Consider the following 23611-nt stretch of genomic DNA (forward strand, 5'->3'; position numbering starts at 1 on the left):
TCAGCAGCGCGTCCACCTCGGGCGACAGGGCCGACTCCAGGCGCTCGTGCACCGGCAGGGAGTCGTCGCCGAGGGCGTGTGCGGCGGCGAGGACAACGTTTCGCTCCGGGCCCTTCGGCACTCCGGCGGCCGCGCGCTCGTACAGCTCGGCGCCCTCCTCCAGCACCAGCCCGACGTCGATCCCGGCCGGCACCTTGACCGAGGCGGTGTGCCGCCAGGTCGCCAGCGGATGGCTCCACGCCTCCACCCGGAAGGTCCAGCGGCCCGTCATGTCCGGGGTGACGTCGGCACCCCACAGGTCACTGCCGGGGGACAGCTCCCGCATCGGCGTCCACGGGCCACGGCGGCCCTTCGGATCGCGCAGGACCACATTGGCGCCCACGGCATCGTGCCCTTCACGGAACACGGTGGCCGTGACCTGGAAGGTCTCACCGGCCACCGCTTTCGCCGGGCGCCTGCCGCACTCCACGGCCGGCCGGACGTCACGTACCGGGACGCGGCCGATGGCCGGGGTCCTGCGCATGTATCTCACCTCCGCCGTGCGCGAAGCCGGGCACCCGGCCCGGCTTCGCGATCCGAGAGGGGCCGACTCACGCCGGCCCCGGGGGAACGCCTTGTACGGTGCCAGGTCAGGGGCTTGGCGCCGTGGAACGCCGCTCCGGTGGCGGCGCTCTTCTGGCCGATCGGCGCGGCCGCGGCCGTCCGTCCTGCTCGCGCAGGTAGGTGACCAGATTGGTGCGCAGATAGCGTTCGGCGGCGTCCGCGGCCTCGCGGGCGCAGCGTTTGCCCATCAGTACGCACAGCGTGTAGCCCGAGTCCTCGAAGGTGGCCCGGACCGTGCGGTCGTGGGGCGAGGCGAGCATCACGCGCTCCCACGCCCGGTAACGCCGCAACGCCCGGGCCACTTCGGCCTTGGCGGGTAGCAGCATTGCCCTCTTCACCTTCCACGCTCTCGACTGGGCGCGTTCCCGACGGTCGGGTGGTGTCCGCGCGCGGAAGGGCACGGCACCGTTACGGCGATCGAGGCTTTCACTTATGGTGCACGGACGACGACGCAGCGTCTTGTTGGATCTTCAACGACGGATGTGTGTCGGACCCTCGTGTTGCACGAATGGCGTAGCGCCGTCACCGTGGAGGTGACTCAGAAGCGATCAGCGCTCACGCTATGTGTCCGGGATCCCTCCCGGACGGGCATCCGGGATCTCTCCCGGACGGGCGAGGGGAGCGAGAGCTTCGCCGGTGAGGAGCAAGCGACGATGAAGACCGCAGTGCCCTGCTACTACCACCTCGATGTGGAAGTCAGCCCGGAACGGGTGGGTCAGGTCAGCCGCATCCTGGCCGCCCACCTCCGCTACTGGGACCTCGAGAACCTCGCGGACCCCGTCTGCCGCGGCGCCGAACTGCTGCTGCGGGCGATCGACCAGCACGCCTCCGACAAGCACACGTCGATCGAGATGTGGTGGAACGGACAGCACCTCATCACCGCCTTCGGCGACGACGACCCGGACCTGCGCCCCGACCAGGACCTGCGGTCCTGCCTGGCGGACATCGCCGCCATGAGCGACGGCTGGGGCTGTTGCGCCTCGGAGACCGGCAGCAAGATCATCTGGTTCTCGCAGCGGGCCCGCGCCGGTCAGCGCGTCCCGCTGGTGCCGACCGCCCCCGAGCCGACGCTGCGGCAGGGGCTGCAGGTGCCGCGCGAGGAGCGGGTGGTGGTGCTGACCGCGCCGGCGGGCGCCATGGACGACGCGCTGGGCGCGCCGGCAGCCGTGCCGACCGCCGCGCCGGCTGCCGGTCCGGATGATGCGGTGGCCGCGCCGGCCGCCGGTCCGGACGAGGCGATCGCCGTGCCGGCCGACGCCCTGGAGGGCAGCCGGTGACCGCCCGCAGGACAAGGAAAGGGCTGCCCGTCTGGAGCGGGCAGCCCTACCCGTTGGGTGCCGCCTTCGACGGACAGGGCACCAACTTCGCCCTGTTCAGCGAGGTGGCCGAGCGGGTCGAGCTGATCCTCGTCGACGATGCCGGCAAGCAGACTCCCGTCCGGCTGCACGAGGTCGACGGATTCGTCTGGCACGCCTACCTGCCCGGCATCGCGCCGGGTCAGCGCTACGGCTACCGGGTGTACGGCCCCTGGCAGCCCTCGCTGGGTCACCGGTGCAATCCGGCGAAGCTGCTGCTCGACCCGTACGCCCGCGCCCTGGACGGCCGGATCGACAACCACGCCTCGCTGTACGAGCGCGCCCCGGACGGCCCCGCCCCCGCCGACAGCGCCGGGCACACCATGCTGGGCGTGGTCACCGACCCCTACTTCGACTGGGGCGACGACCGTCCGCCCCGGACGCCGTACGCGGACTCGGTGATCTACGAGGCCCATGTGCGCGGCCTGACCCGAAGCCACCCCGACGTCCCCGAGCGCTTGCGCGGCACCTACGCGGGGCTCGCCCATCCCGCCGTCGTCGAGCACCTGACCTCGCTCGGCGTGACCGCGGTGGAACTGATGCCGGTGCACCAGTTCGTGCAGGACGGCGTGCTCCAGGACCGCGGCCTGTCCAACTACTGGGGCTACAACACCATCGGCTTCTTCGCCCCGCACAACGCCTACGCCGCCTTCGGCACCCTCGGCCAGCAGGTCAACGAGTTCAAGGCCATGGTGAAGGCGCTGCACGCGGCCGGCCTCGAAGTGATCCTCGACGTGGTCTACAACCACACCGCCGAGGGCAACGAGATGGGCCCCACACTGTCCTTCCGGGGCATCGACAACGCGTCCTACTACCGCCTGGTCGACGGCGACTGGGCGCACTACTACGACACCACCGGCACCGGAAACAGCCTGCTGATGCGGCACCCCTACGTGCTCCAGCTGATCATGGACTCGCTGCGGTACTGGGTCACCGAGATGCACGTCGACGGCTTCCGCTTCGACCTCGCGGCCACGCTGGCCCGGCAGTTCCACGAGGTGGACCGGCTCTCGGCGTTCTTCGACCTGATCCAGCAGGACCCGGTGATCAGCCGCGTCAAGCTCATCGCCGAGCCCTGGGACGTGGGGGAGGGCGGCTACCAGGTCGGCAACTTCCCGCCGCTGTGGTCGGAGTGGAACGGCAGGTACCGGGACGCCGTACGGGACTTCTGGCGGGCCGAGCCCGGCTCGCTCGGCGAGTTCGCCTCCCGGCTGACCGGCTCCTCCGACCTGTACCAGCACAGCAGGCGCCGGCCGCGCGCGAGCGTCAACTTCGTCACCGCGCACGACGGTTTCACCTTGCGCGACCTGGTGTCGTACAACGACAAGCACAACGAGGCCAACGGGGAGGAGAACCGGGACGGCGAGAGCCACAACCGGTCCTGGAACTGCGGCACGGAGGGCGCCACCAAGGACCCGGCGGTCCTCGAACTGCGCGCCCGGCAGCAGCGCAACCTGCTGGCCACGCTGCTGCTCTCGCAGGGCATCCCGATGCTCTGCCACGGCGACGAGCTCGGCCGCACCCAGCAGGGCAACAACAACGCCTACTGCCAGGACAACGAGATCTCCTGGATCGACTGGGAGCTGACGGACGAGCAGCAGGCCCTCGCGGAGTTCACCCGGCACCTGATCGCCCTGCGCGCCGGGCACCCCGTGCTGCGGCGGCGCCGCTTCTTCCGCGGCGAGACCGCGACCAACGCCAGGCAGCCGCTGCCCGACCTGATGTGGCTCAGGCCCGACGCCCGTGAGATGACCGCCCGGGACTGGCAGCGCGGGGACGCGCACTCGGTGGGGGTGTTCCTCAACGGTGACGCCATCGCCGAACGCGACGCCCAGGGGCGCCGGATGGTCGACGACTCCTTTTTGCTGCTCGTCAACGGCTACTGGGAACCGGTCGACTTCCGCCTGCCCGACGACACCTTCGGCGAGCGCTGGACGACCCTGATCGACACGGCCGACCCGGACGGCATCCCCGACGAACGCGAACGCAAGGCCGGCACGAGGCTTCGCGTGGAGGCCCGCAGTCTCGTTCTGCTGTCGCGCCCGTCACGGGTGGCGCGCACGGCGCACTGAGCGGCTGTCCGCGGAAGACGGCCCGCTCAGCGCACCCGGCGTGAAGTCACGGTGAACTGGGCCCCGTCGGCGTCGCGGAGGATCGCCTCGTGCTCGTCCTCGCTCAGCACGCTGCCGCCGTGCTTCTCCGCCGCCCGGGCGCAGCCCGGGACGTCCGCGACCGCGAAGTGGATCTGCCAGTGCGGCCGGACGGAGGGATCGGGCGCCGACTCCACCGCGCCCGAGTCGATGCGTGCCACGATGTCGCCCTGGCTGCGCAGCACGACCTCACCGGCCTCGTACTCCACCTCGCAGCAGCCCGGCAGCCCGGACGCCCAGTCGAGGATCTCGCCGTAGAACATCGCGGCGTCGAAGGCGTCGCGGGTGTGCAGCCGGATGAACGTGGGTGCCGCCCGCCGCCACGCCTCCCAGTTGGCGACCAGCTCCCCCTGCCAGATGCCGAAGGTGGCCCCGTCCCGGTCGGCGAGCAGCGCGGCGCGGCCCGGCGGGAAGGACAGCGGTCCGACGGCCGCCGTACCGCCGCGCTCGCGGACCCGGGACACCGCCACGTCGGCGTCCGGCACGGCGAAGTACGGCGTCCAGGCCACGGCCATCTGCCACATGGCCGCGACGGCGGCGATCCCGGCCACCGGCACCCCGTCCGCCAGGGCGATACGGAAGTGCTCGCCGAGTTTCGCGCCGCGCCAGCGCCAGCCGAGGACGGCCGAGTAGAAGTCCTGGGTGGCCCCGAGGTCACGGCTGGTCAGACTCACCCAGCACGGGGCGCCGAAGACGGAGTGCGTGGAGACGACGTCTCGTCTCCGCGGTCCACCACTGACGGGGGCGTTGTGGTTCATGTCAGTCGCGTCCTGCTCTCGGGGCCGGGCGGCCACCGCTCTCGCACCAGTGTCCAACCGGAAGGGGGTGGATGCCTGCCGAGTACCCCCGGTGGCATCGGCGCAGGCCGACGAGCACGATGGGGGGCATGGGAGCGAACGAGCCCGACCGGATCTCCGAGCTGCAGGCCGAGGTCGACCAGATGAAGGAGGCCGTGGTCTCCCACGCGGTCGTCGACCAGGCGATAGGGATGGTGGTGGCCCTGGGCAGGGTGACCCCGGACGAGGGCTGGGAGGTGCTGCGGGAGGTCTCCCAGCACACCAACATCAAGCTGCGCAACATCGCGGAGCTCATCCTCATCTGGGGCCGCCGCGGCGACATTCCCCCCGACGTCCGCGCGGAGCTGGAGGACGCCCTGGACCGGTACGGTCCCACTCAGGTGCCCGGGACCTCGGAGGAGTGAGTTTCGGGGCGTGCCGGCCGTACGGCGGGCCGGCGTGAATCAGCGGGCCTCGGCGAGCAGTTCCTCGCGCAGTCGGTCGAAGCAGCTGCTGAGCAGCCGGGAGACGTGCATCTGCGAGATGCCCAGCTGCTGGGCGATCCGGCTCTGTGTCATCCCGCGGAAGAAGCGCAGGTAGAGGATGATGCGCTCGCGTTCCGGCAGCGCCTCGAGACAGGGCCTGACGGCGGTCCGGTCGATCACCAGGTCGTATCCGGGGTCGGGTCCGCCCAGGGAGTCCCCGAGGGCGTAGCCGTCGGTGCCGGCCACCTCGGCGTCCAGGGACAGCGCGGAGAAGCACTCGAGGGCCTCCATGCCGGTGCGGACCTCGTCCTCGGTGAGCCGCGTGTGGGCGGCGATCTCCGCCACGGTGGGCGGGCGCCCCGAGGTGCTCTGGGCCAGTTCCTTGCCGGCGGAGCGGACCCGGTTGCGCAGGTCCTGCACCCGGCGCGGCACGTGCAGGGTCCACATGTGGTCGCGGAAGTGGCGCTTGATCTCACCGGTGATGGTGGGCACGGCGTACGCCTCGAAGGCACGGCCACGCCCGGGGTCGTAGTGGTCGACGGCCTTTACCAGGCCGAGGGCGGCCACCTGGTACAGGTCCTCCAGGGTCTCCCCACGGCCGCGGAACCGTACGGCGATCCGCTCGGCCATGGGCAGCCACAACTGGACCAGTTCATCACGCAGCGCCCGCCGCTCGGGGCCGTCGGGCAGCTTCGCGAGCCGCTCGAAGGAGTCCGCCGTGTCGGGGGCGTCGTCGTGGGGATGGGAGGTGGTGCTGCCGGTGACACGCATAACGCGCACCTCTCTCAGCAGGTGCTGGATGTACAGACACCGTGGGAGGCGCGCTCGGACCGGGGAAATGGGAAGCGGGGCGTCCGGCTAGATGCCGACTCCCACGGATGGTGCCTCCGGTCCGAAGCACTGCCCTTCGCTTTCCCCGTCCCGGACATCACAAAACAATTAAGTACAAATGGGGTGTAAGTCGGACTGGTCTTGAGCTCCTCTTGACGGGAATTACCTCTGTAACAGAGGTAAGCTTCTGGTGTGGAACCCGAGACGGCGCAGCGAGCGGCAACGGAGTCGCAGACCTTCCCGGAGGAGCTGGCGGACACGCTGGTGCGCATCCAGCGGCTGATCCGGCGGCGGCTGCGCGACGGGCTGAGCGAACCCCGGCTGCGCGGTGCCGAGGTGGAGCTGCTCCGGCTGGTCGGGTCCCGGCCCGGCATCGGCATCTCGGACGCGGCGAGGGCACTGCACCTGGCCGGCAACTCCGTGTCGACCCTGGTCAACCAGCTGGTCCGGGCCGGATATCTGCTCCGCGAGACCGACCCCGCCGACCGGCGCGCGGCCCGGCTGCAGCTGACCGCGGCCGCCGGGAAGCGGCTCGGCGACTGGAAGCGGCGACGGGCCGAACTGGTCGGCCGGCACGTGTCCCGCCTCGACGACACCGACCGGGAGGCCCTGCGCGCCGCCCTGCCGGCGCTGCGCAGGCTGGCGGCCGGCCTGCACGAGGAGACCGAGGAACCATGACGGAGGCCGACGATCACGACGGAGGTCCGCAGGCCATGACGAGGGACACCGCAGCAACCCCGGAAGACGCCGCCGGCACCACGGACAGCCTCGGCGATGCAACGAGCACCACAGCCGGCACCGGCGCATCCGGCGAGACTGCAGGCAACCCTGGCGCCTCCGTGGGAGCCGCCGACGCTGCCGGGGCCTCCGTGGGTGCCGCCGGTGCCCCTGACGCCTTCACGGACGCTGCCGACAGCCCTGATGCCTCGGCGGCAGCCGCCGGTGCACCCGCCGAGGCCGTTGGTGGCGGCGCGATCCCTGGCGCGTCCACTGGGGCTCTCGGTGCGTCCGCCGCAGGCGCCGGTTCCGCGGGAGCCGTGGGTCGGTTTGCCGATTCTGCCGAGGGTGCCGACGCGCCCGCTCAGGGCATCGGTACCGACACACCCCCTGGCACGTCCGCTGAGGCTTCCGGTGCCTCCGCCGCAGCCGTGCGCTCCGCCGGAACCGTCGGTGCGGACCCCGGATCCGCCGACTCCGGCGATGCAGCCGTCGAAACCGCGTGCCCCGCGGCCGCCCCCGCCCCGGTCGTCGACGCCGTCAGCTGTACCCGGCTCGTCTACGCCTTCGGCGACACCCGCGCCGTCGACGGGCTCGACCTGGTCGTCCGGGAGGGGGAGGTCTTCGGGCTGCTCGGGCCCAACGGTGCCGGGAAGACCACCGCGATCCGGTGCATCACCACCTTGCTGCCCGTCCCCGCCGGCCTGGTCGGTGTCTTCGGGCACGACGCGGCCAGGGAACGGATGGCGGTGCGCCGGCTGCTCGGCTACGTCCCGCAGCAGCTGTCCGCCGACAGCGGGCTCACCGGCCGGGAGAACGTCGCCCTGTTCGCCCGTGTCTTCGACGTGCCCCGCCGCGAGCGCGCCGAACGGGTCGCCCAGGCGCTGGCCGCCGTCGGCCTCACGGACGCCGCCGACCGGCTCGCCGGCACCTACTCCGGCGGCATGGTCCGCCGCCTGGAGCTGGCGCAGGCTCTGGTCAGCGCGCCCCGCCTGCTGATCCTCGACGAGCCGACCATCGGGCTCGACCCGATCGCCCGCACCGGCGTCTGGGAGCACATCAACGCCGTCCGCGCGGCCACCGGCATGACGGTCCTGGTCACCACCCACTACATGGACGAGGCCGACCAGTACTGCGACCGGGTCGGCCTGATGCACCGCGGCCGCATCCGCGCCCTCGGCACCCCTGCCGAGCTGCGCCGCGGCCTCGCCGAACGCCGGGGCAGCGACGCCCTGCCCACACTGGAGGACGTCTTCCGCGACGTCGCCGGCAGCGGCCTCGACGACCACTCCGGAGGAGGTTTCCGCGATGTCCGCAGCACCCGCCGCACCGCGCGCCGAGTCGGCTGACCGCACCCCCGGCAGCGACACCGCCCTGCTGCTCAGCCCGCCCGTGCCACGCGCCGGCTGGCGGCTGCTGCCCGCCCGGGTCGTCGCCATGTGCGCCGTCGAGCTGCAGAAGCTGCGGCACGACCGCACCGAGCTGTACACCCGCGCGGTCCAGCCCGCCCTGTGGCTGCTGATCTTCGGTCAGACCTTCACCCGGATCCGGGCGATTCCCACCGGCGGCGTGCCGTACATCGATTTCATGGCGCCCGGCATCATCGCCCAGTCGGCGATGTTCATCGCGATCTTCTACGGAATCCAGATCATCTGGGAGCGCGACGCGGGCATCCTGAACAAGCTCCTCGTCACCCCGACCCCGCGCTCGGCACTGATCACCGGCAAGGCGTTCGCCGCCGGGGTGAAGTCGCTGATCCAGGCGATCGTAGTGATCGTCATCGCCGCCGTGCTCGGCGTGGCCCTCACCTGGAACCCGCTGAAGCTGCTCGGCGTCGCCGTCGCCGTCGTACTCGCCTCCGCGTTCTTCTCCTGTCTGTCGATGACCATCGCCGGCATCGTGCTCAGCCGCGACCGGCTGATGGGCTTCGGGCAGGCCATCACCATGCCGCTGTTCTTCGGCTCCAACGCCCTGTACCCCGTCTCGGTGATGCCGGGCTGGCTCCAGGCCGTGAGCAGGGTGAACCCGCTGAGCTACCAGGTCGACGCCCTGCGCGGCCTGCTCCTCGGCACGCCCGCCCACCTCGGCGCCGACTTCGCCGTCCTGGCGGTGGCCGCCGCCCTCGGCATCGCCGCGGCCTCCTCGTTGCTCGGCCGCCTGGCCCGATGATCTTGCCCGTGGACGTGATGTGCGGCACGCACCCGTACCCCCTCCGGAGCCGCCGTGCGGGGATTCTTCCTGGGCAGCGCTTGATCAGCGATCAAAGCGGGCGAACCCGCTGGCCACAGCGCATTCCGCTCATTTGACAGTGCGCTCAGCGCACAGATAGACAGCAGCTCTCGGAGGTCGAGAGGGGCACTGTGTACGAGCCGAACGTGGTCGGGGACTGGCAGGAGTACGACGAGCATGCCGGTCTGCGGGTCCGCGTCCACCGTCTGGAGGCCGCGGAGCCTCCGCGCGGACGCGACGACGCAGCCGGCGGGCTGACGTACTTCACCGTCCGGGTGACGGTCGAGAACCGCGGCGCACAGCCCTACAGCATCCATCTGGAGGACGGCCAGATCGACGTCCGCGTCGGCCCCGACGGGGAGGGCGCGTTCATCGACTGGCGCAACTCCCAGTTCATCGAGGGCTTCGACGTCTACCCGCTGCGCCGGGCCACCGCCGTGCTCTACGCCGCGGCCCCCGAGGCCGCCCTGAGTCACGTGGACGTGCAGGTGCAGCTGCGGGTGGAGGACGAGTGGGCCGACCGCCGGCTGTGGACCGGCGGCATCGGCGTCCTGGAGGCGACCACGGCGTCCGCCCCCGCGTCCGCCGGGCAGCACAGCCTCGCCCACCAGGTCAGCGCCTTCCTGAAGGACCAGACGGAGCCCGGTACCGCCTGACGCGGGCGACCGGGCCGCCGCGGGTCCGGGACGGAGCCGTCGTACGACCCCCGTGCCGGCCCGTGGGGTCAGTACGGCCGGTGTGGTCGGTACGGAAAGTGTGGTCAGTGCGGGATGCCGTCGATGATCTCCCGCGCGCCCTGCCGCAGCAGCGCCACCGCGACCGAGGTGCCGAGCGTGGCGGGGTCGAGCCGGCCCGCCCACTCGTGGGCGTTCAGACGTGTCTTGCCGTCCGGAGTGAAGACACAGGCCCGCAGGGACAGTTCCCCGCCGCGGTCCACGCGCGCGTACCCGGCGATGGGGCTGTTGCAGTGGCCCTGGAGCACGTGCAGGAACATCCGCTCGGCGGTCGCCTCGCGATGCGTGTCCGGGTCACCGAGTCCGCTCACGGCGTCGATCAGATCGCTGTCGTCCTCCCGGCACTGCAGCGCGAGGATGCCCGCACCGATCGGCGGCATCATCTCGTCCGGCGACAGCACCTCGCTGATCGCGTCCGTCCGGCCGATCCGCTCCAGACCGGACATGGCCAGCAGCAGCGCGTCCGCCTCCCCGGCGGCCAGCTTCTCCAGCCGGCGATTGGCGTTGCCGCGGAACGGCACGCATTCCAGGTGCGGGTGCGTGGCGGAGAGTTGGGCCACCCGGCGCACCGCGGAGGTGCCGATCCGGGTACCGGCCGGCAGTTCGTCCAGGGTGAGCCCGCCCGGGTGAACCAGCGCGTCCCGGATGTCGTCCCGCTTCAGGAAGGCGGCGAACACCGTCCCGGCGGGCAGCGGCCGGTCTGCGGGCACGTCCTTGACGCAGTGCACCGCGAGATCGGCCTCCCCGGCCAGCAGGGCCGCGTCGACCTCCTTGGTGAACGCCCCCTTGCCCTCGACCTTCGACAGATCGCCGAGCCACTTGTCGCCGGTGGTCTTCACCGGCACCACCTCGGTGCGCACACCGGGGTGAAGTACGGCCAACTCGGCGCGCACCCGCTCGACTTGGGCCAGGGCCATGGGGGAGTCGCGGGAGACGATTCGGATCAATTCCGGGACGGACATGGGGACACGATAGACCCTCCGGCCCGACCCCCGGTCGGGGCCCACTCGGAAGTCGGTGCGCCGCCGGGAGTTGGAGTCCCGGCCCATGGACGGATCGACCGTGGGCCGGTGATCCGGACCGGCCCGGCGGGGTCGGCCGCACGCTCGGCCTCCACGATCCCGCGCAGGAACGGGTCGAACACCACGGTCTCCCCGAACGGCTTCCAGCCAGCTGCCGGCCGAGGAGAGCGGCAGCGCGGCGGCGTGTCTCCTCAGCCGAAGCCCTCCGGCAGGTCCGCCGCGGAGTCCTCCGGGGTGAGGTCCGGTCGCAGTCGCAGCCAGGACGGCTGGCGCAGGAGGCCGGCCCGGGTACGGGTGCTGTAGCTGACCTCGCCGACCAGCCGGGGCAGCACCCAGCGGGCGCCCGGGACGCGCGGCACCGGATCGAAGGGGCACCGTTCGCTCGCCGTGTCCCGCAGCAGCGCGGCCAACTCCGTCCGCTCGGCCTCGCTCCAGCCGGTGCCCACCCCGCCGACGTACCTCAGCCGGCCGTCCGCGTCGCGCTGACCGACCAGCACCGCGCCGGGCAGCCCGCTCAGCCGCCCCTTGCCCGGCAGCCAGCCGCCGACGATCACGTCCTCGGCGCGCATGTTCCGGATCTTGATCCATGCGCGCGAGCGCACCCCGGGCTCGTACACCGAGTCAAGCCGCTTGCACACCAGACCCTCCAGGCCGTGCTCCCGGGTCGCCGCGAGGGCCTCGGCGCCGTGCCCGGTCACCGCACCCGGAGTCGACCAGTACGGTCCGGCCAGGCCCAGCTCGGTCAGTCGGGCCCGCCGCCGTGCGTACGGTTGCCGCAGCAGGGACTCCTCGCAGTACGGCACGTCGAACAGCACCAGGTGCACCGGCACCTGCGCGGCCCGGCGTGCGGCCCGCGCGGGGGCGTGCGCCAGGCCCATCCGGCTCTGCAGCAACTGGAAGTCGCCCCGGCCCTGTTCGTCGAGGGCCAGCACCTCGCCGTCCAGCACGGCAGGCACGGGCCCCAGCGCGCCGCCGAGCGGCCGCAGTTCCGGATAGGCCGCGGTGATGTCCTCGCCCGAGCGGGCACGCAGCAGCAGGCTGCCGTCGCCGGGCAGGTAGACCATGACCCGCTGGCCGTCCTGCTTGGTCTCGTACGCCCACCGCTGGTCCTGGGCGGCGGGCGGCAGCGTGCCGGGAGTGGCGAGCATCGGCGCGATGAGCGGCAGGGGTACGGCGGTCACGGCTGAAGATCTCGACCGCCCCCGGCCCCCTCACGCGCCTTCGGGCCCCGGTTCCCCTGAACGGGCCCGCACCGCCTGGCAGCTCGAAGCCCGCTGCGCGACAGCGGACATCGCCGGACCGGACGGTTGCGGCAGAACATTGCGGGGCGGCGAGCGCCGACGCTGCGAGGGATGCCCGGCCCGGGGCCGGCCGTGCGCCCGGACCGGTCGCCGGGCAAAGGGAGCCGTGGCCGGGGGGAGCAGGGCCGTACGGTCTTCTTCCGCCGTCCACATGCCGACCTCGTACGGCCACAAGCCGGCCCCACAAGGCCATCTACGGGCCAGCCTCGGCCGCCTGAGCCCGTCTCAGCCGACCGGCCTGTCTCAGCCGACCGTCTCCGCCGACGGCTCCGCAGACGCCGGTGCGGGAGCCGCAGTGGCCGGGCGGGGCCGGGGGAGGAACGAGGCGAGGGCGAAGGCCAGGAGTGCCGCGCCCGCGCCGATCGCCATGACGGCCTTGAAGCCGTTCTCGGACGGCAGCGCGTGGCCGCCGAGGCTGATCGTCAGCTGCGACAGGACCACCCCGGCGACCGCGCTGGCCACCGACGTGCCGATGGAGCGCATCAGCGTGTTGAGGCTGTTCGCGGCGGCCGTCTCCGACGGCGGCACCGCGCCCCTCCCTGAGCGCTTCTGCAGCGAGCGGGCGGATCCCCATTCAGGACTTACGTGAGTCGAGCGAGTTGATGTGGCTCAGCGCGCCTACGGCCGTCGAACCCAGCCCAGGGACCGTTCGACGGCCCGCTGCCAGTTGTCGTACTCCGACTCCCGCAGTTCGGGGTCCATGGCGGGCAGCCACTGGGCGGCCCGGTGCCAGTTGCGGCGCAGCACCTCCAGGTCGGGCCAGTAGCCGGCGGCGAGGCCGGCCGCGTAGGCGGCGCCCAGTGAGACCGTCTCGGCGACCATGGGCCGCACCACGGGTACGTCGAGCACGTCGGCCACGAACTGCATGAGCAGGTTGTCCGCGGTCATGCCCCCGTCCACCTTGAGCTGCTGAAGCGAGACCGAGGAGTCGGCGTTCATGGCGTCGACGACCTCCCGTGTCTGCCATCCGGTGGCCTCGAGGACGGCACGCGCCAGGTGGCCCTTGGTGATGTAGGAGGTGAGGCCGACGATGACCCCGCGCGCGTCGCTGCGCCAGCGGGGTGCGAACAGACCCGAGAACGCGGGGACGATGTAGCAGCCGCCGTTGTCCTCGACCGTCCGCGCGAGGGTCTCGATCTCCGGGGCGCTGTTGATCAGGCCCAGGCGGTCCCGGAACCACTGGACGAGTGCGCCGGTGATGGCGATCGACCCTTCCAGGGCGTAGGCCGGCTGCCGGTCCCCGATCTGGTAGGCGACGGTCGTGAGGAGCCCGTGCCGGGACCGCACCAGCTCGCTGCCGGTGTTGAGCAGCAGGAAGCTGCCCGTTCCGTAGGTGCACTTGGCCTCGCCCGGGGAGAAACAGGTCTGGCCGAAGAGGGCGGCCTGCTGGTCGCCGAGTGCGGCCGTGATCGCGACCCCGGGCAGCAGTGAGCGGGCTTCGCCGTACGTCTCCGCGGAGGACCGGATCTCGGGCAGCATCGCGCGGGGCACCCCGAAGAAGGCCAGCAGCTCGTCGTCCCAGGTGAGCGTGCGCATGTTCATCAGCATGGTGCGGCTGGCGTTGGTGGCGTCGGTGACGTGCAGGCCGCTGTCGGCGCCCCCGGTGATATTCCAGATCAGCCAGCTCTCCATCGTGCCGAACAGCACCTCGCCGTCCCTGGCGCGCTGTTCGACCCCCTTGACGTGGTCGAACAGCCACCGGATCCGCAGCGCGGAGAAATAGGTGGAGGGCGGCAGAGCGCACCGCTCGAGGAAGAACGCCTCCCCGGGCCGCTGTCCGAGCTCGTCGACGAGCGGCGCCGTGCGGGTGTCCTGCCAGACGATCGCCCGGCCCAGCGGGGCGCCGGTCCGCCGGTCCCACAGCACCGTCGTCTCGCGCTGGTTGGCCAGGCCGATGGCGGTGACCTGCCCCTTGTCCACACCGGCGTCGGAGAGCGCCTCGGGCACGATGTGCCGCAGGTTCTGCCATATCTCCACGGCGTCGTGCTCGACCCAGCCGGGCCTGGGGAAGTGCTGCCGGTGTTCCTTCTGCGCGACCGAGACCAGCCGCCCACGGTGGTCGAACAGGATGCATCGGGTGGAGTTGGTGCCCTGATCGATGGACATTACATACCGTTCAGCCATGATCGGGTCTGCCTTCCGACGGATCGAGGGGCGGCTGTCCTGGCTTACCAGCGGGCGGCTCCCAGGTCTCTGGATATCGCCCGTGCGGCTTCACGGAGCAGTGTGATCAGATTCGGGCGGGGGCGTCCCTGGCCGTCGCAGATCCGCTCGACCGGCCCCGACAGCCCGATGGCGCCGACGACGAGGCCGCCGTGCCCGCGGATCGGCGCGGCGATTCCGGCCTCGCCCATGCTCATTTCCTGGACCTCGGCGGCCCATCCGAGTTCCCTGACCTCCGCGAGCGCCCGGGCGAGCCGCTCGGGGTCGGCCAGGGTGTGCCGGGTGTACGCCTCCAGCTCCCGGTCGACCGGCTCGACGCTCGCGGTCCCGTAGGCCAGCAGTACCTTGCCGAGCGAGGAGGCGTGCAGGGGCAGCAGCGCGCCCACGTCCAGGGTCTGGAAGGTGTCGTCCGGCCGGAACACGTGGTGGACGACGAGGACGCTGCCCTCCAGGGGGGTGCCCAGGCGTACCGCCTCCCCACTGCGGGCGGCCAGGGCGTCGGCCCAGTTGAGCGAGCGCGAGCGCAGCTCGTTGACGTCGAGGTAGCTGGTGCCGAGGTGCAGCAGGGCGGCTCCGAGCTGGTACTTCCCGGTCGCCGCGTCCTGCTCCACGAAGTCCACGTGCTGGAGCGTGCGCAGAATGCCGTGGGCGGTGCCCTTCGCGAGCCCGAGCGAGGCCGCCACCTCACCGAGACCGAGTCGTCGGGGCCCACCGGCGAGCAGACGCAGAATCGCCGCCGCCCGTTCGATCGACTGGACTGGGCCGGCCATGAAGCGAGCCTATTACCCGCACGGACGCCGTGCCCGCGGGAGGGCGTTCGGTAATGCCGACCGCTGTTCATTGACCGGCCGGATTTGTGTCCATAGCGTGCATGCGAGTCCGGAACACGCCGGCATGACGGCGCTGGACCGGCCGTACGCACCACTGGGAGAGACCATGGCGGCACAGCTCAAGACACTGGTTCAGGCGGCATATGAACACGTGTGTCCGGTGCCGCCCGTCGCCGGCGCCGTCTCGGCCGTACGGCGTCGTGCGGCGGCGGTCCTCGCGGACTGGAGCGTGTGTCCGCACCTTGTCGAGGACGCGCTGCTCGTGGTGTCGGAGCTCGTCACCAACGCGCTCGTGCACGCCCGGCCGCCGGCCGTGCTCCGGCTGTCGTGGGTGCGGGGCGACGGTGGCAGCAGCCTGCGCGTCGAGGTCACGGACGGCGGACCCGCCCTGCCGGTGGGCCCGTGCCTCGGAGTCGACCCCGACGAGCACGGCAGGGGCGAGACGATCGTCCACGCCCTGGCGACTCGCCACGGCATACGCACCCACCTCGACGGAGTCACCCGCTGGGCCGAACTCGGCGCGCACTAGAGTGCGGCCTCGCACCATGACGGCACGCACTCCGGCTCGTCCGCGGTCCGCTTGCGGAGCAGGAGCAGGGCGGCGTCGTCGTGCAGCCGGCCGCCCACATGCCCCAGCAGCTCGTCATGGAGCGCGGTGAGCGTGCGCGCCGGCTCGTCGCAGACATGGCGGGACACCCCGTCGGCCAGCGGATAGAAGTCGCGTGCGTGATCGCGGGCCTCCGTGACCCCGTCGGTGTACAGCAGCAACTGGTCCCCGACCGCGAAGGGCAGCCGCTGCAGGCGGGGGTTCTGGCCCGAGAGGGCCCGCAGCCCGAGGGGCGGAGCGGGATGGGTGGGCTCCACCGCCGCGACCTCCCCGGAGCCGGATATCAGCAGCGGCGCCGCGTGTCCGCAGTTGACGATCTCCAGGTGTCCCGACTCGGGGTGTCCCGCGACCACGGCGGTGACGAAGTCGTCGGGACCCAGGTCGCGCGCCAGGCTCCGCTCGATCCTCGCGACGACGTCGAGCAGGTCGGGCTCGTCGTAGGCGGCCTCACGGAACACCCCCAGCACCAGGGCGGCGGTCCGCACGGCGGGCAGCCCCTTGCCGCGCACGTCGCCGACGATCAGCCTGATCCCGTAGGGCGTGGGCACCAGGGCGTAGAGGTCGCCGCCGATCCGCGCCTCCGCCGCCGCGGCACTGTAGCGGACGGCCACCTGGAACGGGCCGATGGTGTCCGGGACCGGCTGGAGCAGCGCGTGCTGGGCGGCCTCGGCGACCGAGCGGACGGCGGCGAGGACCCGCTCACGACGGCCACGCAGCGCGGCGGCCAGGCCGCTCGCCGCGGTGACGGCCAGCAGGGCGGCGAGCACGCCCGCCAGTTCGCCGGCCGGTACCCCGTGGCCCATGCCCAGTGCCGCGCCCGTCGCCACGGCGAGCAGTCCGACGCCCAATACACCGCGCGGCCCGTTGGTGGCGGCCGCCAGAGCGGGGCAGACGGCCAGCAGCGGCAGCCAGACCAGCCCCCCGTCCACGGCGACGTCGACGAGCGCGACGACGGCCACGACCAGCACCGGAAGCCCGGCGGCCAGCTGCCCGGCAGCACACCGGTGACCCGGATCCCGCGCTTCGGCCACACAGTTCCTGAACAGCCGCGTCGGTGCATGGTCGCCGCCATGCTCTCGGGCCTGGAGCATCTCGTCCGTAGTCCTCGCCTGTACGGGGTTCACACCCGGAATGTCCGTTTCATCAATCGAACGGGCTGGGTGAGGGAGGCCACAAGGACCGGGTTTTCAGATAGTGAGCGAGAGACTCCTGGTCACCCGGCTCGCGACCGGAAGCAGGCGCGCCCGGATCTCCTGGAGCTGGGCCTGCCGCTCCACCGGCAGGGAGACGCCGAGTGAGCCGGGCGTGCTCCCGCGGTAGACGGGCACGGCGACGCAGACGGTGCCCAGCGCGTACTCCTCCAGGTCCGTGACGGCCGGTGCCAAGGGGGGCGCCGCGAGCCTGCGGAGCAGCTGGGGAAGACTGGTGATCGTCCGTGGTGTGAGATCGGCGAGGTGGTGCCTGGACAGATAGTCCCGGCGGGCGTCCTCGTCCAGCTCCCGCAGCACGGACTTGCCCAGTGCGGTGGCATGTCCGGCGTCCTCGAAACCCACCCAGAGATCCACCCGGGGCGTGCGGGGGCTGTCCACGATCTCGGCCACCCTGATCTCGCCCTCCTCGTAGAACGTGAGGTAGGCGGCGGTGGCCAGCTCGTCGCGGAGGGCGGCCAGCGTCGGGCGCACACGGCTGAGCAGGGTCTGTGCGCGGCCCGCCGTGTGCAGGGAGTCCAGCCTGTCGCCCAGGACGAAGCCGCCGTCGGCCAGCTTTCGCACGTACCCGTCGTGCACGAGAGTGCGCAGCAGGTGATAGGCGGTGGCGAGCGGCAGTTCCGTCTCGCGCGCCAGCTGTTTCGCCGGCGCGCCGTTCTCGTGCGCGCTCACCGCCTCCAGCAGACGGAAGGCCCGCTGCACAGACGTGATCAGCGTGGGGCCGTCCTGAGCACCCATAGAACAAGAGTGCGCCGGGCGCCGGGCCCGGGCAAGGCAGGGCGCAACCCCGGGGCTGCCAGGTCGGCGCCCACGACCCCGCCCGGCAGGGTGAGCGGAACGCCGGAGCGACCGTGCCGGCCGTCCTCAGCGGCGCGTGCTCGCGATGCTCACCGCGTTGGCCACCACCACCGCGCCGATGCCCGTGCACTGCGCGCCGCCCAGGTGCTGACCGAGGACCATCCAGCCGACCACGGCCGCCAGTACCGGGTTGACGCTCATGAACAGACCGAAGGTCTGGGCCGGCACCCTGCGCAGGGTGATCAGATCGGTCAGGTAGGGCACGGCCGACGACAGCACACCCGCCGCCACCGCGCACAGCAGCGCCCCGGCCGTCGGCGGATGCCGTACGGCGAGGACGACTCCGATCGGCAGGAAGGCCAGTGCCGACGCGCACGCGGCCGCGGCCGACCCCTGGGCACCAGGGATGCGCAGCCCGACCACCCGGTTGAGCAGGATGTACGAGGCCCAGCAGCAGGCCGCCACCAGGCCCAGCGCCATGCCCGGGTAGTCGGCGGAGGGCTGAGGGCGCATCAGCACCACGACTCCGGCTCCGGCCAGCGCCGCGCATCCCGCGTCCAGCCGACGGCGCGTGGCGGCCAGCGCGATGCCGAGCGGGCCCAGGAACTCCAGGGTCACCGCCAGCCCCAGGCCGATCCGGTCGATCGCGCTGTACAGGCTCAGGTTCATGGCGCCGAAGACCCCGGCGAGCAGCAGCACCGGCCACCACTGGCGCCGGGTGAAGTCGCGCAGGCGCGGCCGGCCGACGGCCACCAGGACCAGCGCGGCGACGTACTGGCGTACCGCCACCACGCCGAGCGGACCGAGGACCGGGAAGGCCAGCGCGCCGATCGCCGCGCCGGTCTGGTTGGCCAGGCCGCTGCCGAACATGGCCGCCACGCCCGCCAGCCGCCCCGGCGCGGGGTTCTGGATCGCGCGGGACGTCGTGTCCGCGGGCTGTCCGAGATCTTGTCGCATGCGAGGAGCGTCCGCCCGGCCGGCTCTTGCGCAAAATGCATGCACTATACGATCTATACGCTTGACGTATGGATGACATCGAGCTCCGGCAGCTGCGCTGTCTCGTCGCCATCGTCGACGAAGGCAGCTTCACCGACGCGGCGATCGCGCTCGGGGTGTCCCAGGCGGCCGTGTCACGCACCCTGGCAGGGCTCGAACGGGCCCTGGGCGTACGGCTGCTGAGGAGAACCTCACGTGTGGTGACCCCGACGGCGACCGGGTTGCGGGTGGTGGCGCAGGCCCGGCGGGTGCTGGCGGACGCAGCCGTACTGGTCCAGGAGGCCACGTCGGGGCACACCCGGCTGCGCATCGGCTACGCATGGTCGGCCGTCGGCCGCCACACCGTCGCCTTCCAGCGCCGCTGGACCGCAGCCCACCCCGGAATCGATCTGCATCTCGTCCGCGTCAACACCGCGTCCGCCGGTCTCGCCGAAGGCGCCTGCGACCTCGCGGTGGTCCGCCGGCCGCTGGAGGACCGGCGGTTCGACACCGCCATCGTGGGGTTGGAGCGGCGCCTGTGTGCGATCGCCGCCGATGATCCGCTGGCCCGGCGCCGGTCCGTACGGCTCGGCGAACTCACCGGCCGGATCCTCTGGGTGGACCGGCGCACCGGCACCACCACGCCCGAGCTGTGGCCGCCGGACTCCCGCCCCGCCGTGGAGGAGACATACGACGTCGACGACTGGCTCACCGTCATCGCCGCCGGACGCGGCATCGGTGTCACCGCCGAGTCGACCGCGAACCAGTACCCGCGGCCCGGCGTCGTCTACCGGCCGGTGCGCGACGCCGAACCCGTCGCCGTACGGCTCGCCTGGTGGCGTGACGACCCGAACCCGGCCCTCCAGGCGGTCCTCGAACTGCTCAGTGAGCTGTACCGGACGGGCTGAAGCGGCACCCGGCGGTGATCGAGGCGATCAGGGCCAGGGATCCGCAGGCGGCCGAAGCGGTCGTCCGCGCCCACCTCGCCGGCCTGATCGAGGCGCTGCGGGGCTGAGCACCCGGGACACCCTCGTCGTCACCGCGCACGCCGGCGACGGCGCCGTATGCGTTGCACGGTGTCATTCCTGTGCTTCCGGCTCCACGTCCAGGCCCGTGCAGGCCAGCCCCCCGGCCACCTCGGCACACGCCTCCACGCCGCGCGGCGAGGACGCCGAGAGCATCGGGCTGCTGTCACCGGCGGGGTCGTCCGCCGGATATCCGGCCGACATCACGTCCCGGCCCGCGCGTACCGACACCTCGCGGGCCCGGGGTGACCGCAGCCGCACCTCGGACCAGACGGTCCCGCAGGCCGGGGACCAGCGCAGCCGGACGGTGTAGGCGGGGTCGGTGACCGTGCTCATGGTCCGTGCGTCCCGGGCGCACACCGTGGCGTCGGGCAACTCGCCCTGGCAGGACCGGCCGTGACAGCGGGACACCGCCGGCAGGGTCTGCGCGGCGGGCGCCGTACCCGGCCGCGCGGACAGGGCGACAGCGGCGGCGGCCACCGCCGTCACCGTACCGAACAGCGCGAACAGGGACAGCGGCAGCCATGACGGGAGCCGCCGGCCGGGGCCGGACCCCTCGGGCGCGGCCCCGGGTGCGTCGGCCCCGGGCGGGGGAGGCTCGGCCGTGGCCCACAGCGTCAGTACGGCCTCGGTGTCGGCGCCGGCGAGGCGGCAGAGCGCTTCCACGGCCTGCCGCGGCGGCGGCGTGCCGCCGGACAGATAGCGGTGCCACGCGGACTTGCTGTACGGGGTGCGCGCGGCCAGCGCCGCCAGGCTCAGCCCCGTACGGTCCTTCAGCTCGCGCAGTCCCACCACCAGTGCCTCGTCCGGCGTGGTCGATGCTTGAGGGTGCCGCATCGTGCGTCCTCGACTCCCTTTCCGCTATGGGCTGGTTCGCCCCTGTTGTCGGAATAACTTCCCGAGGACGGCGGCTGCAACACGCGGTGAGGTATGAGGAAGGTGAGGTGTGGCGTACCGAAGGCCCGTTCGGGGGTCGTCGAACGGGCCTTCGGTGGCTGGATGATGCTCCGGTGAAGTGCCGTCAGCACCACGGGAGGGCGTGGGCGGGGCGGACGTAGTGGGCCGAGACGTAGCCCGCGTGGTGCGACAGCCGGTACCAGGTGCGGTTTCCGTGCACCGAGGAGCCGTGAGTCTTGCAGGTGAGGGCCAGGACCCGGCCCGTCTGCCGGTGGCCGATCACCCGGTAGCCGGTGCCGGGACCGGAGCGGACGTTGAGCGGGGCGTGGCGGGTGGTGACCCGGCCGGTGAGGCGCTGGATGTGACGGTATGTCATCCATCGCCCCGCGAGCCGGTACTGCATCCGGTGTGCGGCGAGCCGGTAGGGCGCCGCTTGTACGACGAGGCGGTAGGCCGCCGTCTGCGGCAGGAAGCGGTGGGCCGCTCGACGGGCCGTGAGTCGGTGGATCCGGTGCACTCGGCGGCTGTGGTGCGTGCGGAGGTGGGTGCGGTGGTGCCGGTGGGTGGTGACGTACCTGCGGTGGTGGACGCGCCGGCCGGTGCGGTGCTGGGCGCGGTGGGCGTGGTGCTGGGCGGTGGCGCTGGGGACCGGGCGCGGCGTGGCGGCGCTCGCCGTGCTGACGCCGGCCGCCGTGGGCAGGAACGCGAGCACCGCGACCGTCGCCAGTAGTCCACTCTTGAGAGTCCGTCGGATCATGGAAGCCTCCGGCTGTCGTTCTCGTGACCACGAGCAGTGATCACGACAGTCAGGGTGTCCGTGACGAGCCGTCAGAATGTCGTTCCCGCGTCCCCAGGAACGGCCGGGACGTCCCACGGGACGGGCGCCCGCGGCACGGCCGCGCACACCCGGTCCGCGGCGCGGAGGCGTTCCGCCGTCTCCGGCGGTCCCTGTGCACGAACGGGTGAGGCGTCCCGCGCCCGGAGCCATCCGTGGCGGTCAGAGCGTTTCGGCGAAGGTGATCGTCCGCTCCTTCAGCAGCGGGAACACCGTTGCCCGGATCAGCTCCGCGAAGTGTTCCGTCTCCTTGTGCGCCTCGAAGCCGGCGCGGTCCGTGTAGCGCTCGTACAGCACGAAGGCTCCGGGCTGGTCGACGACCTCGTGCGCCTCGTAGGCGAGGTTAGCGGGCTCCGACCGAACCAGTTCGCGCATCGTGCGCAGCGCGCCGCGCACGGCGTCCGCGTCGGCGGGGGCGCACTGGTACTGGGCGACGACGGCGAAGGCCATGGCATTCCTCCGGTGTTCCAAGGTGTTCCCGAGGGGGTGGACCCGCCGATTCCAGCACGCTTGCGCCGAGGGGCGGGCCGTACGACACGCGACCGGATCCGGGGAGGGCCGAGCGTCGAGGACGGCCCGAGAGCCCTGGCCGGAACTTGCTTGACCTAGGCAACGAGCTGCTGACTGACGGATATGCCCATGGAAGCGCTGTCCGACCTGCCTGCCGCGTCATGCGCGCCTACCGTCCAGTAATATCCGGCGGCAGGCCATCAGAGGAGGAACCGTGCCCCGGTCCGAACGCTCACCCCTGCTGCTCGCCGGCCTGCTGGCCGCGGCCGGCATCGCCCACTTCGCCGCCCCACGACAGTTCGACGCCACCATTCCGCGCGCGCTGCCGGGCACGCCCAGGGCATGGACGTACGGCAGCGGGGTCATGGAGCTGGCCCTGGCGGCCGGGATCGCCGCACCCCGCACACGCGCGGTCGCCGCAAAGGCGGCCGCGGCCTTCTTCGTCGGGGTGTTCCCGGCGAACGTACAGATGGCCGTGGACTGGCGGCACCGGCCCGCACCGCTGCGGACGGCCGCCCTGGCGCGGCTGCCGCTGCAGGTGCCGCTGGTGCTCTGGGCCCGGGGAATCGCCCGGAACGAGGAGGGACGCTCATGACGGAACACATCGAGGTCGGGGACAGGGCCGAGGACTTCGCCCTGCCCGACGAGACCGGCACCACCCGCCGGCTCACCGAACTGCTGGCCGACGGGCCCGTGGTCCTCTTCTTCTACCCGGCCGCCCTCACTCCCGGCTGCACCGCGGAGGCCTGCCACTTCCGCGACCTCGCCGCCGAATTCGCCGCCGTCGGCGCCCGGCCGGTCGGCATCAGCGGCGACAGCGTCGAAAAGCAGCAGGAGTTCACCGGTCGGCACGGCCTCGGCATGCCGCTGCTCTCCGACGCCGACGGCACGGTCCGCGAGCGGTTCGGCGTCAAGCGCGGCTTCTCCCTCGCCCCCACCAAGCGCGTCACCTTCGTGATCGCCCAGGACCGCACGGTGCTGGAGATCGTCCGCAGCGAACTGCGCATGAACACCCACGCCGACCGGGCCCTTGCCGCCCTGCGTGCCCACCAGGACTGAACGCACCACATCCGCGCCGGGCGCACGCCTACGACGAGGGCGGGGCCGATCACTGGAACGGGCAGCCCGGGTTCGGCGCGTCCTCCGAGAACGGGGCGCCGTGCGGCAGCACGTACAGCACATCGAGCACGAGGGGGGTGTCGCCGAGGTTCCGCCCGATGTGCACATGGTCCGCACCGGCCGGCTCCTGGATCGTCGCGCCCCTGCGGTACACGCCGTCCGAGGCGCAGGCGGAGTCGAAGTGGCTGAGCGTGCCCTGCTTGACCACGCCGTACAGCGGGCCGTCGTGATAGTGCCAGCCGGTGCTCTGGCCGGGCGGAACGGTGATCTCCCGCAGGGTGTAGTCGGTGCCGTCGATGGTGGTCCGGCTGATGATCCGGGCCGTCACACCCGGGCCCGGCGGGGTCGCCTGCGCGGTGCCGCAGGCCAGAACGGTGGCGGCGGTCAGCGCGCCGGTGACGGCGGCACGGAGAGCGGTACGCATGCGGGGCCTTTCGGAGG

General features: G+C 72.3%; 25 protein-coding genes and 3 pseudogenes. 12 read left to right on the forward strand and 16 right to left on the reverse strand.

What is annotated here, in order from left to right; genetic code table 11:
- Together LMU33_RS20835 and LMU33_RS20840 are read right to left on the reverse strand one after the other, a co-directional pair.
- Positions 1 to 523: maltotransferase domain-containing protein (locus LMU33_RS20835; RefSeq protein ID WP_228622011.1), on the reverse strand; the 523-nt coding region annotated here is incomplete at its 3' end.
- 106 nt (positions 524 to 629) lie between these two features.
- Positions 630 to 929: a DUF5133 domain-containing protein gene (locus LMU33_RS20840; RefSeq protein WP_228622012.1), complete on the reverse strand. Its 300-nt coding sequence runs from the start codon at positions 927 to 929 to the stop codon at positions 630 to 632.
- A gap of 327 nt (positions 930 to 1256) precedes the next feature.
- Between LMU33_RS20840 and LMU33_RS20845 the strand changes: the two are divergent.
- Together LMU33_RS20845 and glgX are read left to right on the forward strand one after the other, a co-directional pair.
- Positions 1257 to 1748, forward strand: a pseudogene (locus LMU33_RS20845) (pep a2); the annotation flags it as partial.
- Between the two features lie 128 nt (positions 1749 to 1876).
- Positions 1877 to 4030: a glycogen debranching protein GlgX gene (glgX, locus tag LMU33_RS20850; RefSeq protein ID WP_228622014.1), complete on the forward strand. Its 2154-nt coding sequence runs from the start codon at positions 1877 to 1879 to the stop codon at positions 4028 to 4030.
- Positions 4031 to 4056: 26 nt separating this feature from the next.
- On the opposite strand, the gene LMU33_RS20855 is transcribed toward glgX, so the two are convergent.
- Positions 4057 to 4866 carry a VOC family protein gene (locus LMU33_RS20855; protein WP_228622015.1) on the reverse strand — a complete coding sequence of 270 codons (810 nt, stop codon included), beginning with the start codon at positions 4864 to 4866 and terminating at the stop codon, positions 4057 to 4059.
- Between the two features lie 128 nt (positions 4867 to 4994).
- On the opposite strand from LMU33_RS20855, the gene LMU33_RS20860 reads away from it, so the two are divergent.
- Positions 4995 to 5309, forward strand: a complete 315-nt coding sequence (locus LMU33_RS20860; RefSeq protein WP_228622016.1) for an ANTAR domain-containing protein — start codon at positions 4995 to 4997, stop codon at positions 5307 to 5309.
- 39 nt (positions 5310 to 5348) lie between these two features.
- On the opposite strand, the gene LMU33_RS20865 is transcribed toward LMU33_RS20860, so the two are convergent.
- A complete protein-coding gene (locus tag LMU33_RS20865; protein ID WP_228622017.1) occupies positions 5349 to 6140 on the reverse strand; it encodes an RNA polymerase sigma factor SigF in 792 nt (263 codons plus the stop codon).
- Positions 6141 to 6392: 252 nt separating this feature from the next.
- On the opposite strand from LMU33_RS20865, the gene LMU33_RS20870 reads away from it, so the two are divergent.
- The 4 genes from LMU33_RS20870 to LMU33_RS20885 all read left to right on the forward strand — a co-directional run bounded on the left by LMU33_RS20870 (position 6393) and on the right by LMU33_RS20885 (position 9802).
- On the forward strand, positions 6393 to 6878 hold the full coding sequence (locus LMU33_RS20870; RefSeq protein ID WP_228622018.1) for a MarR family winged helix-turn-helix transcriptional regulator: 486 nt from the start codon (positions 6393 to 6395) through the stop codon (positions 6876 to 6878).
- A 470-nt stretch (positions 6879 to 7348) separates the two neighbouring features.
- Positions 7349 to 8266, forward strand: a complete 918-nt coding sequence (locus tag LMU33_RS20875; RefSeq protein ID WP_228622019.1) for an ATP-binding cassette domain-containing protein — start codon at positions 7349 to 7351, stop codon at positions 8264 to 8266.
- Positions 8226 to 9086, forward strand: coding sequence for an ABC transporter permease (locus LMU33_RS20880; RefSeq protein ID WP_228622020.1), 861 nt, complete (start codon positions 8226 to 8228; stop codon positions 9084 to 9086). Before LMU33_RS20875 ends, LMU33_RS20880 begins: the two co-directional genes overlap by 41 nt.
- Before the next feature lie 191 nt (positions 9087 to 9277).
- On the forward strand, positions 9278 to 9802 hold the full coding sequence (locus tag LMU33_RS20885) for a hypothetical protein (protein ID WP_228622021.1): 525 nt from the start codon (positions 9278 to 9280) through the stop codon (positions 9800 to 9802).
- A 104-nt stretch (positions 9803 to 9906) separates the two neighbouring features.
- On the opposite strand, the gene hemC is transcribed toward LMU33_RS20885, so the two are convergent.
- From hemC to LMU33_RS20910, 5 genes and pseudogenes are all read right to left on the reverse strand, one after another.
- Positions 9907 to 10842, reverse strand: a complete 936-nt coding sequence (gene hemC, locus LMU33_RS20890; protein ID WP_228622022.1) for a hydroxymethylbilane synthase — start codon at positions 10840 to 10842, stop codon at positions 9907 to 9909.
- Between the two features lie 251 nt (positions 10843 to 11093).
- Complete coding sequence (locus LMU33_RS20895) at positions 11094 to 12050, reverse strand: ATP-dependent DNA ligase (RefSeq protein ID WP_228622284.1); 957 nt, start codon at positions 12048 to 12050, stop codon at positions 11094 to 11096.
- A 396-nt stretch (positions 12051 to 12446) separates the two neighbouring features.
- Positions 12447 to 12737 (reverse strand): annotated as a pseudogene (locus LMU33_RS20900) (MFS transporter); the annotation flags it as partial.
- 84 nt (positions 12738 to 12821) lie between these two features.
- Positions 12822 to 14327 carry a glycerol kinase GlpK gene (gene glpK / locus LMU33_RS20905; RefSeq protein ID WP_228622023.1) on the reverse strand — a complete coding sequence of 502 codons (1506 nt, stop codon included), beginning with the start codon at positions 14325 to 14327 and terminating at the stop codon, positions 12822 to 12824.
- 44 nt (positions 14328 to 14371) lie between these two features.
- Positions 14372 to 15136, reverse strand: coding sequence for an IclR family transcriptional regulator (locus LMU33_RS20910; protein WP_228622024.1), 765 nt, complete (start codon positions 15134 to 15136; stop codon positions 14372 to 14374).
- 124 nt (positions 15137 to 15260) lie between these two features.
- Here LMU33_RS20910 and LMU33_RS20915 point away from each other — a divergent pair, with 124 nt between their 5' ends.
- The gene (locus LMU33_RS20915; RefSeq protein ID WP_308280798.1) at positions 15261 to 15725 is read left to right on the forward strand and encodes an ATP-binding protein; all 465 of its coding nucleotides are present in this window, start codon (positions 15261 to 15263) and stop codon (positions 15723 to 15725) included.
- On the opposite strand, the gene LMU33_RS20920 is transcribed toward LMU33_RS20915, so the two are convergent.
- The 3 genes from LMU33_RS20920 to LMU33_RS20930 form a co-directional block, all read right to left on the reverse strand.
- A complete protein-coding gene (locus tag LMU33_RS20920) occupies positions 15722 to 16894 on the reverse strand; it encodes a PP2C family protein-serine/threonine phosphatase (protein ID WP_249814064.1) in 1173 nt (390 codons plus the stop codon). The genes LMU33_RS20915 and LMU33_RS20920 overlap by 4 nt on opposite strands.
- A 96-nt stretch (positions 16895 to 16990) precedes the next feature.
- Positions 16991 to 17749 (reverse strand): IclR family transcriptional regulator, encoded by a 759-nt coding sequence (locus LMU33_RS20925; RefSeq protein WP_228622026.1) that lies wholly within the window; start codon positions 17747 to 17749, stop codon positions 16991 to 16993.
- A gap of 126 nt (positions 17750 to 17875) precedes the next feature.
- Positions 17876 to 18688, reverse strand: coding sequence for an EamA family transporter (locus LMU33_RS20930; RefSeq protein ID WP_372478042.1), 813 nt, complete (start codon positions 18686 to 18688; stop codon positions 17876 to 17878).
- A gap of 146 nt (positions 18689 to 18834) precedes the next feature.
- Between LMU33_RS20930 and LMU33_RS20935 the strand changes: the two genes are divergently transcribed.
- Both LMU33_RS20935 and LMU33_RS20940 read left to right on the forward strand, forming a co-directional pair.
- Complete coding sequence (locus LMU33_RS20935) at positions 18835 to 19692, forward strand: LysR family transcriptional regulator (protein ID WP_228622028.1); 858 nt, start codon at positions 18835 to 18837, stop codon at positions 19690 to 19692.
- A pseudogene (locus LMU33_RS20940) lies at positions 19689 to 19799 on the forward strand (FCD domain-containing protein); the annotation flags it as partial. The gene LMU33_RS20935 and the pseudogene LMU33_RS20940, both read left to right, overlap by 4 nt.
- 64 nt (positions 19800 to 19863) lie before the next feature.
- Here LMU33_RS20940 and LMU33_RS20945 read toward each other — a convergent pair.
- The 3 genes from LMU33_RS20945 to LMU33_RS20955 all read right to left on the reverse strand — a co-directional run bounded on the left by LMU33_RS20945 (position 19864) and on the right by LMU33_RS20955 (position 21991).
- Positions 19864 to 20646 carry an XRE family transcriptional regulator gene (locus LMU33_RS20945; RefSeq protein ID WP_228622029.1) on the reverse strand — a complete coding sequence of 261 codons (783 nt, stop codon included), beginning with the start codon at positions 20644 to 20646 and terminating at the stop codon, positions 19864 to 19866.
- Positions 20647 to 20830: 184 nt separating this feature from the next.
- Positions 20831 to 21463 (reverse strand): SH3 domain-containing protein, encoded by a 633-nt coding sequence (locus LMU33_RS20950; protein ID WP_228622030.1) that lies wholly within the window; start codon positions 21461 to 21463, stop codon positions 20831 to 20833.
- Between the two features lie 240 nt (positions 21464 to 21703).
- Entirely contained in the window at positions 21704 to 21991 is a 288-nt protein-coding gene (locus LMU33_RS20955; protein ID WP_228622031.1) for a putative quinol monooxygenase, read from the reverse strand.
- Between the two features lie 274 nt (positions 21992 to 22265).
- Here LMU33_RS20955 and LMU33_RS20960 point away from each other — a divergent pair, with 274 nt between their 5' ends.
- Positions 22266 to 22646: a DoxX family protein gene (locus LMU33_RS20960; protein ID WP_228622032.1), complete on the forward strand. Its 381-nt coding sequence runs from the start codon at positions 22266 to 22268 to the stop codon at positions 22644 to 22646.
- The gene (locus LMU33_RS20965) at positions 22643 to 23110 is read left to right on the forward strand and encodes a peroxiredoxin (RefSeq protein WP_249814055.1); all 468 of its coding nucleotides are present in this window, start codon (positions 22643 to 22645) and stop codon (positions 23108 to 23110) included. The genes LMU33_RS20960 and LMU33_RS20965 overlap by 4 nt, the downstream gene beginning before the upstream one ends.
- Before the next feature lie 49 nt (positions 23111 to 23159).
- On the opposite strand, the gene LMU33_RS20970 is transcribed toward LMU33_RS20965, so the two are convergent.
- Positions 23160 to 23594, reverse strand: a complete 435-nt coding sequence (locus tag LMU33_RS20970) for a cupin domain-containing protein (protein ID WP_228622033.1) — start codon at positions 23592 to 23594, stop codon at positions 23160 to 23162.
- Positions 23595 to 23611: the final 17 nt, after the last annotated feature.

It is taken from the genome of Streptomyces barringtoniae (assembly GCF_020819595.1).
GTDB lineage: Bacteria > Actinomycetota > Actinomycetes > Streptomycetales > Streptomycetaceae > Streptomyces > Streptomyces barringtoniae.

Excerpts from the sequence above, each read along its gene's own strand:
- LMU33_RS20840 (WP_228622012.1), bottom strand. The coding sequence starts at position 929 with ATGCTGCTACCCGCCAAGGCCGAAGTGGCCCGGGCGTTGCGGCGTTAC.
- LMU33_RS20855 (WP_228622015.1), bottom strand. The coding sequence starts at position 4,866 with ATGAACCACAACGCCCCCGTCAGTGGTGGACCGCGGAGACGAGACGTC.
- LMU33_RS20860 (WP_228622016.1), top strand. The coding sequence starts at position 4,995 with ATGGGAGCGAACGAGCCCGACCGGATCTCCGAGCTGCAGGCCGAGGTC.
- LMU33_RS20865 (WP_228622017.1), bottom strand. The coding sequence starts at position 6,140 with ATGCGTGTCACCGGCAGCACCACCTCCCATCCCCACGACGACGCCCCC.
- LMU33_RS20880 (WP_228622020.1), top strand. The coding sequence starts at position 8,226 with ATGTCCGCAGCACCCGCCGCACCGCGCGCCGAGTCGGCTGACCGCACC.
- hemC (WP_228622022.1), bottom strand. The coding sequence starts at position 10,842 with ATGTCCGTCCCGGAATTGATCCGAATCGTCTCCCGCGACTCCCCCATG.
- LMU33_RS20895 (WP_228622284.1), bottom strand. The coding sequence starts at position 12,050 with ATGCTCGCCACTCCCGGCACGCTGCCGCCCGCCGCCCAGGACCAGCGG.
- glpK (WP_228622023.1), bottom strand. The coding sequence starts at position 14,327 with ATGGCTGAACGGTATGTAATGTCCATCGATCAGGGCACCAACTCCACC.
- LMU33_RS20910 (WP_228622024.1), bottom strand. The coding sequence starts at position 15,136 with ATGGCCGGCCCAGTCCAGTCGATCGAACGGGCGGCGGCGATTCTGCGT.
- LMU33_RS20915 (WP_308280798.1), top strand. The coding sequence starts at position 15,261 with ATGACGGCGCTGGACCGGCCGTACGCACCACTGGGAGAGACCATGGCG.
- LMU33_RS20920 (WP_249814064.1), bottom strand. The coding sequence starts at position 16,894 with ATGCTCCAGGCCCGAGAGCATGGCGGCGACCATGCACCGACGCGGCTG.
- LMU33_RS20925 (WP_228622026.1), bottom strand. The coding sequence starts at position 17,749 with ATGGGTGCTCAGGACGGCCCCACGCTGATCACGTCTGTGCAGCGGGCC.
- LMU33_RS20935 (WP_228622028.1), top strand. The coding sequence starts at position 18,835 with ATGGATGACATCGAGCTCCGGCAGCTGCGCTGTCTCGTCGCCATCGTC.
- LMU33_RS20945 (WP_228622029.1), bottom strand. The coding sequence starts at position 20,646 with ATGCGGCACCCTCAAGCATCGACCACGCCGGACGAGGCACTGGTGGTG.
- LMU33_RS20950 (WP_228622030.1), bottom strand. The coding sequence starts at position 21,463 with ATGATCCGACGGACTCTCAAGAGTGGACTACTGGCGACGGTCGCGGTG.
- LMU33_RS20955 (WP_228622031.1), bottom strand. The coding sequence starts at position 21,991 with ATGGCCTTCGCCGTCGTCGCCCAGTACCAGTGCGCCCCCGCCGACGCG.
- LMU33_RS20965 (WP_249814055.1), top strand. The coding sequence starts at position 22,643 with ATGACGGAACACATCGAGGTCGGGGACAGGGCCGAGGACTTCGCCCTG.
- LMU33_RS20970 (WP_228622033.1), bottom strand. The coding sequence starts at position 23,594 with ATGCGTACCGCTCTCCGTGCCGCCGTCACCGGCGCGCTGACCGCCGCC.